Origin of the sequence: Bartonella sp. CM120XJJH (assembly GCF_042194715.1) — a bacterium.
Classification (GTDB): Bacteria; Pseudomonadota; Alphaproteobacteria; order Rhizobiales; family Rhizobiaceae; genus Bartonella.
In genome coordinates this window covers 1-555 of sequence record NZ_JBHINE010000151.1, presented here as the reverse complement: position 1 = coordinate 555, position 555 = coordinate 1, and the positions used below count along the sequence as shown (strand labels likewise).

Here is a 555-nt window from a genome sequence, read left to right as displayed (position 1 = left end):
CTCCTGTAAGCAATTCACTTGGCAATGCCTTGCCTATTTGACGAGGAATGAATTGCACCTCTCGTTTATTGTTACGCTCTGAACCAACTACAGCATTCACAAGTGGTGCAATACGGTTAAAGGTCATAACGGGGCGGCGTTGTTCTTTTAAAGCCGCTAAATCTTGATCATTCCACTGATCACCATTGTAAAATTGAAAATCCTCCCTTGCATGTTCACGCCATTTGTTCACATGCTCAACATCTTCTTTGTACCAACCCACAAGCTTGCGAAACAAACCTTCTGTCGACAGATCTGATGCGTTACTTTCTTTCTCTAAATGCTCTTCATCATGCATCATTCTGCCATCCATGACGTGCTCTCATAAGTTTCTCTACCGCTATAAGCTGGTCTCTTCTGTTTCTGCATCGGCTGTTCATACCCCACACACATCAAGCCAAAGGCATCTGCACCATGACTGGACCAATCATGCTCGGCGCCTAAACCAATATTACGCTTCTCATCCCATTTCTCATGATACCAATTCAGTGCCTTGCGACCCGCTACGGTTGTCTC

At 45.0% G+C, this 555-nt stretch carries 2 pseudogenes; both read right to left on the bottom strand.

Annotation, left to right across the window (positions count from 1 at the left end):
- Positions 1–352 (bottom strand): annotated as a pseudogene (locus ACFIKU_RS10290) (phage portal protein); the annotation flags it as partial.
- Positions 337–555: pseudogene (locus ACFIKU_RS10285) on the bottom strand (PBSX family phage terminase large subunit); the annotation flags it as partial. The pseudogenes ACFIKU_RS10285 and ACFIKU_RS10290, both read right to left, overlap by 16 nt.